Origin of the sequence: Streptomyces sp. NPDC006332, assembly GCF_040612855.1 — a bacterium.
GTDB lineage: Bacteria > Actinomycetota > Actinomycetes > Streptomycetales > Streptomycetaceae > Streptomyces.
Genome location: NZ_JBEXRA010000060.1, coordinates 41,679 through 51,042 on the forward strand (window position 1 = coordinate 41,679; position 9,364 = coordinate 51,042).

Sequence of the window (9,364 nt, forward strand, 5' to 3'; positions counted from 1 at the left end):
TCAGCCGGAGGGGTCGGTGAGCATGCGCCAGCCGGGTGTGTAGTTGCCGTGCAGCACGAGGGACGCGGCACCGACCGCGCCCACGGTGTCACCCATCACGCTCTGCTCCACAGCTATGGGGCGGATGGCGCGGGCGACGGAGGTGCTGTTGACGGCCGCGTCCACCTCCTCCCGCACGATGTGTTCGATGCCGCGCAGCCCCTCGCCCCCGAGGACGACGCGACTGACGTCGAGCAGGCTGACGGCACCCCGGGCGGCCTGTCCGATGCGGCGGGCGGCGTGGCGTACGACATCGCAGGCGGCCGGGTCGCCGGTGCGGCCGGCCCGGCGCAGCAGCTTCCAGTCGCCGTGCAGGGACCGGGGGTCGAGGGCCAGGCCGATGCGGTCGGCGGCGGCCCGCCCGTGGCGCCGCACCAGGTCGTCGATGATCGCGGTGGGGCTGCAGTAGGGGCCGAGGCAGCTGATGCCGCCGCAGTGGCAGACGCGGTCCCCCGGTTCGACGGCCATGTGTCCGAACTCGGCGGCGTTGCCCGAATCGCCGTGCAGGACGGTGTTGTTGAGGACGATGCCGGCGCCGATGCCGGTGCCCAGGTAGAGGAACAGGAAGCTGCCCGCCCTGGCCTCGCCGCCGATCCAGCGTTCGCCTATGGCGGCGGCGGTCGCGTCGTTGTCCAGGGCCACGGGCATGCCGGTGGCCTCGGCGAACATCTCCAGCAGCGGGACCCGGTCCCAACCGGGCAGGTTCGGCGGGGAGATCACCGTACCGGTGGAGCCGTCGATCGGTCCGGGAGCGGCGATGCCCAGGCCGAGCAGCCGGGCGGGGTCCACGGCTGACCGCTCGACGAGCCGGAGGGCGGCGCGGGCCACCCGTCGCACGACGTCGGTCGGCTCGCTCGGGACGGTGAGCCTGAGCCGGCGGCTGGTGATCGCCTCGCCCGCCAGGTCGACCAGGACGATGACGGCCGCGTCGGGGTCGAGATGGACACCGAGCGCGTAGGCCCCCTCGGGGCGGGCGGCCAGCAGGGTGCGGCGTTTGCCGCCGCTGGAGGGCGCGTAGCCGGTCTCCGTGACCAGGCCGGCGTCGAGCAGTTTGCGGACGACGTTCGAGACGGTCTGATTGGTCAGGCCGGTCAGCGCCGCCAGTTCGACACGGCTCACCGGCCCTCTGGTCCGGATGGCGTCCAGGACGACGGCCTGGTTGTACCCCCCGACCCGGGGCAGATTCGTGCCGCCGAGCATCGTCACCTGTCGGTCACCTACCGCTCCTCATGCTGTGCGTTCCCCCGCGATGGGCACCGAACCACTCCGAAGTGCGCATTTTGTACTGGCTCATGGCCTATGCCCGGTATGCGAAGAACGGCGATTCATGGCGAAAGTCTACACGCCGGATGCGTTGACTTCATCAATCAATTGGATTTAGCTGACGCCATCAAACCGGGTGCACCGGGCCAGGTCGCGCGGGGTGGATCCGCGTGGGCCGCCTCCCGCGAACTGCCCGCGGCCCGCGCCTCAGTCGCGGCTTTCCCAAGGTCTTCCCCTCAGGTTTCGCGTTCCGGAGGAACCACCGTGCGTTCCAGACTCATCGCTGCCGCAGTCCTCACCACCGCCACTGTCCTGACCGCCTCGGGCTGCGGCTCCGGCTCGTCCGAGAGCACCGCAAAGTCGATCAAGGTCGTCTACTGGCAGAACCTGGACAGCAAGAACAAGCTCCAGGCCAACCATCTCGCCTCGATGGTGAAGCAGTTCACCAAGGCCAACCCGGGCACCAAGGTGACCCTCGTTCCGGTCACCGCCTCCGAGAACGACTACTACACCAAGGTCCAGCTCATGATGCGGTCCCCCGCGACCGCCCCCGACCTCGTCTACGAGGACACCGCGCTGATCAACTCCGACATCGCGAGCGGCTATCTCAAGCCCATCGACTCCTTCCTGGCCGGCTGGAGCGACTGGTCGCAGTTCGCCGCCGCCGCCAAGGTCGCGGTGCGCGGCGCCTCGGACGGCAAGACGTACGGCGTCCCGGACGGCACCGACACCCGCGGGATCTGGTACAACAAGCAGCTGTTCACCAAGGCCGGGATCTCCGTGCCCTGGCAGCCGAAGACCTGGGACGACGTTCTCAGCACCGCCAGGAAGCTCAAGGCCAAGCTGCCCGACGTCATTCCGATGAACCTCTACACCGGCACGGCGGGCGGCGAGGCGTCCTCGATGCAGGGCTTCGAGATGCTGCTGTACGGCACCCCGGCGGGCGACAAGTCGCTGTACGACGCGAGCCAGAAGAAGTGGGTGGTGGGTAGCAAGGCGTTCAAGGACTCGCTGGCGTTCGTGCACACCGTCTACAGCGAGAAGCTCGGCCCTCCGGTGGACCAGGCGCTCGGCGCCAACTTCGGCACCACCGTCGGCACCGAGCTGATCCCCGAGGGCAAGCTCGCGATCGACATCGACGGCTCCTGGATGCCCAACAACTGGGGTCCCAGCAGCGCCAAGCCGTGGAGCCAGTGGCAGTCGGTGATCGGCACCGCCGCGATGCCCACCCAGAACGGCCAGGCCCCCGGAAAGACCAGCATGTCCGGTGGCTGGGCCTGGTCGATACCGGCGAAGGCCAAGAACGCGGACCTGGCGTTCAAGTTCCTCACCACTTGTGAGACGAAGGCCAACCACGCGCAGTGGAACGCCCAGAACGCCAGCATCGCGGTCCGCACGGACGCGGCCAGCGATCCGACGTACGTCAACTCCGTGCCGACCAACAAGTTCTTCACGGACCTGGTGCGCTACACCCACTTCCGGCCCGGCCTGCCGGCCTACAACCAGGTCTCGACCGCGATCCAGAAGGCCATGGAGTCGGTGACCACCGGTCAGGCGTCGGTGGACAAGGCCGCGGCCGGCTTCGACAGCGATGTGAAGGCCGCCGTCGGCGACGACAAGACGGTCCAGGGCGCCTCGTGACCGCACTGACGTCCGCGCCCCGCAAGGCCGGTGACCACCACCGGCCGGGCGGGGCGCCCGCGGCCGCTCGCTCCCTGCTGCGCGGCCTGCCGATGCTCCCGTCGGTGGTCCTGCTGGCGGTCTTCCTGGCGGGGCCGATCGCGTACTGCGTGTACTACGCGTTCACCGACATGCAGCTCACCGGCGCCACCGGCACCCACCTGGTGGGCCTGGACAACTTCACCCGGGCCTTCGGGGACGCCGACTTCCTCAACGCGGTCTGGCTGACCCTGGTGTTCGTGGTGGGCTCCGCCGTCATCGGCCAGAACACCCTGGGCCTCGCGCTGGCCGTCCTGATGGAACGGGCCGAGAAGCGGGTGCGGGCACTCACCAACGGTGTCGTCATCGCCGCCTGGGTGCTGCCCGAGGTGGTGGCCGGCTACCTGATGTACGCGTTCTTCTACAACCAGGGCTCACTCAACTCGATTCTCTCCGCCCTGCACCTGCCGCAGCAGAACTGGCTCTACACGATGCCGATCCTGGCCGTCTGCCTGGCCAACGTCTGGCGGGGCACGGCCTTTTCGATGATGGTCTTCTCCGCCGCCCTCAACGACGTCCCCCAAGAGCTCGTGGAGGCGGCCGAGATGGACGGCGCGGGCCCCTGGCAGCGGCTGTGGCGGGTGGTCCTGCCGGTCATCCGGCCGTCCATCCTGACCAACCTGATGCTGATCACGCTGCAGACGCTCTCCGTCTTCGGCCTCATCTACACCATGACCCGCGGCGGGCCCGGCAACAAGAGCGAGACCCTGCCCATCTTCATGTACCAACAGGCCTTCCAGAACAGCCTCATCGGCTACGGCACCGCCATCGCCCTGGTGCTGCTGGTGGTCGGTGCCCTGTTCTCCCTCGTCTACATCCGGCTGCTCAAACTGGAGGGCGACTGATGGCCGTTCTCACCTCCTCACGCGCCCCGTCCGGTCGGCGGACCGCCACCACGGCCCCACAGGCCTCACACCGGCGCCGCTCACTTCCCGCCCGCATCGCGGTCAACGCCGTCCTGCTGGCGGTGTCGGTGACCTACGTCCTGCCGCTGCTGTGGATGCTCCTCGCCTCGGTCTCGAACACCAACAACTTCCGGCTGCACTGGCCGTCGTCGCTCACCCTCGACAACTTCGACGCGGTCCTCAACGCCGACACCACCTACCGGCCCCTGCTCAACAGCCTGCTGCTGTGCGGATTCGCGACCCTGACGACGGTGACGGCGTCCTTCCTGGCCGCCTATCCGTTGTCGCGCTACCGCTCCCGCCTGCGCCGGCCGTTCCTGTACACGATCCTGTTCTCCACCGGTCTGCCCATCACCGCCGTGATGATCCCGGTCTACAGCATGTTCGTGCAGGTGAACCTCATCGACTCGGTACCCGGCACCACGCTGTTCCTGGCCGCCTCCGCGCTGCCGTTCGGGATCTGGCTGATGAAGAACTTCATGGACGGCGTGCCCCTGGTGCTGGAGGAGGCCGCGCGGATCGACGGCGCCAACACCCCGCAGGTGCTGTGGCGGGTCGTCCTGCCGCTGATGCGGCCCGGCGTCGTCGTGGTCACCATCTTCACCTTCATCGGCATGTGGGGGAACTTCTTCGTCCCCTTCATCCTGCTGCTGTCCCCGGAGAAGCTTCCCGCCTCCGTCAGCGTGTTCACCTTCCTCAGTGCCCACGACCAGACGCAGTACGGGCAACTGTCCGCCTTCTCCATCCTGTACTCCCTGCCCGTCGTCATGCTCTACCTGCTGCTGGCCCGCAGGCTGGGCGGCGGCTTCGCCCTCGGCGGTGCGCTCAAGGGCTGATCGCCCGCGGCCCCTCGGCCATCCCCCCACCCCCTAGGCCCCGCTGGAGAAGACAGTCCATGCACAACGACCGTGAAGTCACCGAGCAGCGGCTCGCCAGGGTGCTGAACGAACGCATACGGCCCGCCGTCCACGCCCGGTCGGTCCCTCTGCGGGTCGAGGTCTGGGACGTCGCCGGTGAGCCCGTGCCGGTCCGTGACGGCCTGACGGCTCCCTACCGTCCGGCGCGGGTCGGCGACCGGTGGGGCCCGGCCTGGTCCACGAGCTGGTTCCGGGTCGGTGGCGTGATCCCGCAGGAGTGGGCGGGGCTGCCCGTCGAGGCCGTGCTCGACCTGGGTTTCGCGACCCACTCCGCCGGCTTCTCCGCCGAGGGCCTGGTCTACCGGGCCGACGGCACCGCGGTGAAGGCGCTCAACCCGCGCAACACCTGGCTGCCGGTCACCGAATCGGCCGTCGGCGGGGAGGAGTTCGTGCGGTACGTCGAGGCCGCCGCCAATCCGGTCGTCATGCACACCGCCGCCGACCACCTCACCTTCGGTCCCACCGCGGTCGGTGGGCGGGCGCCCTGGCTGCGGGACGCGGACGCCGATCCGGGCGAACCCCTCTACCGGCTGCGGCGGTTGGACCTCGCGGTGGTCGACCGGACGGTGCACGAACTCGTCCAGGACCTCGACGTCCTGGGGCAGCTGATGCTCGAACTGCCCCTGGACTCCACCCGCCGTTGGCAGATCCTGCGGGCGGTCGATCGCGCCCTGGACGCGGTCGACCTGCAGGACGTCGGCGGCACCGCGGCGGCGGCGCGCGAGGTGCTGGCCCCGGCGCTGGCGGCACCGGCGAGTGCCGGCGCGCACCGGATCTCCGCGGTCGGCCACGCCCACATCGACACGGCCTGGCTGTGGCCGCTGCGCGAGACGGTCCGCAAGGTGGCCCGTACCGTCTCCAACGTCACCCAACTCATGGACGACCACCCCGAGTTCCGGTTCGTGATGTCCCAGGCCCAGCAGCTCGCCTGGCTCAAGGAGCACCGCCCCGAGGTGTACGCCCGCGCCCAGGAGAAGGCGCGGACCGGCCAGTTCCTGCCCTCGGGCAGTCTGTGGGTGGAGCCCGACACCAACCTCACCGGCGGCGAGTCGCTGGTCCGCCAGTTCGTCCACGGCAAGCGGTTCTACCTGGAGGAGTTCGGCGTCGAGACCGAGGAGATGTGGCTCCCGGACACCTTCGGCTACAACGCGGCCCTGCCGCAGCTGATGAAGCTGGCCGGGGTGCGCTGGTTCCTCACCCAGAAGATCTCCTGGAACACCACCAACAAGTTCCCGCACCACACCTTCTGGTGGGAGGGCATCGACGGCACCCGCGTCTTCAGCCACTTCCCGCCCGTCGACAGCTACAACGGCGACCTGTCCGGCGCCGAGATCGCCCACAGCGAGCGCAACTTCCAGGACAAGGGCGGCGCCGACCACTCGCTGATCCCCTTCGGCTACGGCGACGGCGGCGGCGGCCCCACCCGCGAGATGCTGGCGCGCGCCGCCCGGCTGACCGACCTGGAGGGCTCGCCCCGGGTCGTCATGGAGGGACCCGCCGCCTTCTTCGAGCGTGCGCACGCCGAGTACGAGGCGAACGGCGGCGCGCCGGTGTGGTCCGGCGAGCTGTACCTGGAGTTCCACCGCGGCACCCTGACCAGTCAGCTCGCCACCAAGCAGGGCAACCGGCGCAGCGAACACCTGCTGCGCGAGGCCGAGTTGTGGGCGGCGACCGCCGCTGTGCGGCACGGGCACCCCTATCCGTACGAGGCCCTGGACCGGCTGTGGAAGACGGTACTGCTGCACCAGTTCCACGACATCCTGCCGGGCACCTCGATCGCCTGGGTGCACCGGGAGGCCGAGGAGGCGTACGCCGCCGTCGCCGGGGAGCTGGAGCGGATCGTCGCGGACGCGCAACGGGCCCTCGCCGGGCCCGCCCGCGGCACGGTCGTCTTCAACGCCGCCCCGCACGCCCGCGGAGGTGTCCCGGCGCTCGGCGCCACGCTGCGCGCCGAGGCACCCGACCCGCCCGTACCGCCCGTCGCGGACGGTGAGGGTTTCGTCCTGGACAACGGCCTGCTGCGGGTGCGGGTCGACCGTCGAGGCCTGGTCACCTCCGCCTACGACCTGGCCGCCGACCGCGAGGCGCTGGCGCCGGGCGCCGCCGCCAACCTGCTCCAGGTGCACCAGGACTTCCCCAACCAGTGGGACGCCTGGGACATCGACGTCTTCTACCGCAACACGGTGCGCGACCTCACCGACGCCGAGTCGGTCACCGCGGCCGGCGGCGGTGTCCGCGTCGTCCGTGCCTTCGGTGCCTCCCGCGTCGAGCAGACCCTGACCCTGGCGGCCGGCTCGCGGCGGCTGGTGATCGACACCGTGGTCGACTGGCACGAGCGGGAGAAGCTGCTCAAGGCCGCCTTCCCGCTCGACGTACGCGCCGCGCACTCCACCGCCGAGATCCCCTTCGGACACGTCGAGCGCCCCACCCACACCAACACCAGCTGGGACGCCGCCAAGTTCGAGATCTGCGCCCACCGCTTCCTGCACGTCGGGGAGCGCGACTGGGGTGCCGCGCTGGTCAACGACTCGACGTACGGCCATGAGGTCACCCGGGACGTACGGCCCGACGGCGGGACGACGACCACGGTCCGGCTCTCCCTGCTGCGTGCTTCCCGCTTCCCCGACCCGGACGCCGACCAGGGCACCCACCGGTTCAGCTACGCCCTGGTGGTGGGCGCCGACGTCGCCGACGCCGTCCGTGAGGGCTACCACCTGAACCTGCCCGAGCGCGCGCGGCCGGGCAGCACGCCCGTCGTTCCCCTGGTGTCGGTCGACCAGGAGGGGGTGGTCGTCGAGGCCGTGAAGCTCGCCGACGACCGGTCGGGCGACATCGTCGTCCGCCTCTACGAGGCCCTCGGCGTCCGTGCCCGCGCCACCCTGACCCCCGGCTTCCCCCTCGCCGCCGCCACGGCCACCGACCTGCTGGAACGACCGCTCGACGACACCACGAGCCATCAGGTCACGGACGGCACCGTCCGGCTTCGGCTGCGGCCCTTCCAGATCCTCACCCTGCGCCTGAGCCCGCGGGCCCCCGGCGACGGTTCCGCCGACTGACCCAGGTCAGTCGGACGTGCCGGGCCCTACCCGCAGGAACTCCGACAGGCCCGCCAGGAGCCGGTCGACGTCGTCGGTGTCGTTGTAGGGCGCGAGGCCGACGCGGAGGCCGCCGGTGTCCCCGAGGCCCAGGCGGCGGGAGGCTTCGAGGGCGTAGAAGGTCCCGGCGGGCGCCTGGACACCGCGGTCCGCGAGGAAGCGGTACGCGTCCGTGGTGCCGTGCCCCTCGAAGGTCAGCAGCACGGTGGGGGTACGGTCGGCCGCCCGGGAGTGGACCGTGACCTGGTCCAGGGCGGCCAGGCCCGCGTCGATCCGCCCCCGCAGAACTCGCTCGTGCTCTTCCAGCGCCGCGTACGCGACGACCAGCCGCTGACGGCGGGTACCCGTCGCGCTCGGGTCGAGGCCGGCCAGGAAGTCGACCGCGGCGCGGGTGCCCGCGAGGAACTCGTAGGGCAGCGTGCCGAGTTCGAAGCGTTCCGGGACCGCGTCGGTGGAGGGCAGCAGCTTGTCCGGGTGCAGGCTCTCCAGCAGTCCCGGCCGGGCGGCGAGGACGCCGTGGTGCGGGCCGAGGAACTTGTACGGGGAGCAGACGAAGAAGTCCGCGCCGAGCTGCTCGACGTCGACCAGGGAGTGCGCGGTGTGGTGCACGCCGTCGACGTGCAGCAGCGCCCCCACCTCGTGCGCCGCACGGGAGATCGCGGCGGTCGCGGGCCGCGTGCCGATCAGGTTGGAGGCGGCGGTGACGGCGACCAGCCGGGTCCGTTCCGAGAGCACGGCGCGGATGTCCTCGACGGTCAGCTCGCCGGTCGCGGGGTCGAAGTCGGCCCACCGCACGACGGCACCGGCCTGCTCGGCGGCTTGGATCCAGGGGCGGATGTTGGAGTCGTGGTCGAGTCGGGTGACGACCACCTCGTCACCGGGCGACCAGGTCCTGGCGAGGGTGCGGGAGAAGTCGTAGGTGAGCTGGGTGGCGCTGCGGCCGAAGACGATCCCGGACGGATCAGCGCCCAGCAGATCCGCCATGGCCCGGCGGCTCTCGGTGACCACGGTCTCGGCGTTGCGCTCGCCGGGCGTGATCCGGCCCCGGTTCGACAGCGGCGCGGCCAGCACGTCGGCGATGGCCTGGATGACGGGCCTGGGGGTCTGGGTGCCGCCGGGCCCGTCGAAGTGGGCGATCCCGGCGCTCAGTGCGGGGAACTGCGCGCGGAGGGCGGCTACGTCGTAGGTCACGGGACGCTCCTGTCGGTACTCGGGCACGGCCGGGGCGGCGGCCGACCGGGGCCTCGTCGAGGCGATCACGACGGTAGTCGACGACGGGGCCGGGCCACGTGGGTGACAGGAGGTGGGGGCGGTGGGGGTTGGGAGAGCGGGGCGGCGCTGTGTCACGTCGCCCTCGGCCGTCGACGTTCGCGGCCGGCCCGCGGGGGGGGCCCCCACGCCCCCCGGCCCACCGGGTCTCCGCGGG

Annotated in this window: 6 protein-coding genes; 4 read left to right on the forward strand and 2 right to left on the reverse strand. The window is 71.0% G+C overall.

The features are described 5' to 3' along the window. Positions 1-1,239: an ROK family transcriptional regulator gene (locus ABZ027_RS36350; protein ID WP_356776058.1), complete on the reverse strand. Its 1,239-nt coding sequence runs from the start codon at positions 1,237-1,239 to the stop codon at positions 1-3. A gap of 327 nt (positions 1,240-1,566) precedes the next feature. Here ABZ027_RS36350 and ABZ027_RS36355 point away from each other — a divergent pair, with 327 nt between their 5' ends. The 4 genes from ABZ027_RS36355 (at position 1,567) to ABZ027_RS36370 (ending at position 7,899) form a co-directional block, all read left to right on the forward strand. After that, entirely contained in the window at positions 1,567-2,943 is a 1,377-nt protein-coding gene (locus tag ABZ027_RS36355) for an extracellular solute-binding protein (protein WP_356776042.1), read from the forward strand. 92 nt (positions 2,944-3,035) lie between these two features. Next, positions 3,036-3,866, forward strand: coding sequence for a sugar ABC transporter permease (locus tag ABZ027_RS36360; RefSeq protein ID WP_356776060.1), 831 nt, complete (start codon positions 3,036-3,038; stop codon positions 3,864-3,866). After that, a complete protein-coding gene (locus ABZ027_RS36365; RefSeq protein WP_356776044.1) occupies positions 3,866-4,762 on the forward strand; it encodes a carbohydrate ABC transporter permease in 897 nt (298 codons plus the stop codon). The genes ABZ027_RS36360 and ABZ027_RS36365 overlap by 1 nt, the downstream gene beginning before the upstream one ends. Positions 4,763-4,821: 59 nt before the next feature. Beyond that, complete coding sequence (locus tag ABZ027_RS36370) at positions 4,822-7,899, forward strand: glycoside hydrolase family 38 C-terminal domain-containing protein (protein ID WP_356776046.1); 3,078 nt, start codon at positions 4,822-4,824, stop codon at positions 7,897-7,899. Between the two features lie 6 nt (positions 7,900-7,905). Here the strand turns inward: ABZ027_RS36370 and ABZ027_RS36375 are convergent, their stop codons facing one another. Beyond that, a complete protein-coding gene (locus tag ABZ027_RS36375; protein ID WP_356776048.1) occupies positions 7,906-9,129 on the reverse strand; it encodes a cysteine desulfurase-like protein in 1,224 nt (407 codons plus the stop codon). Positions 9,130-9,364: the final 235 nt, after the last annotated feature.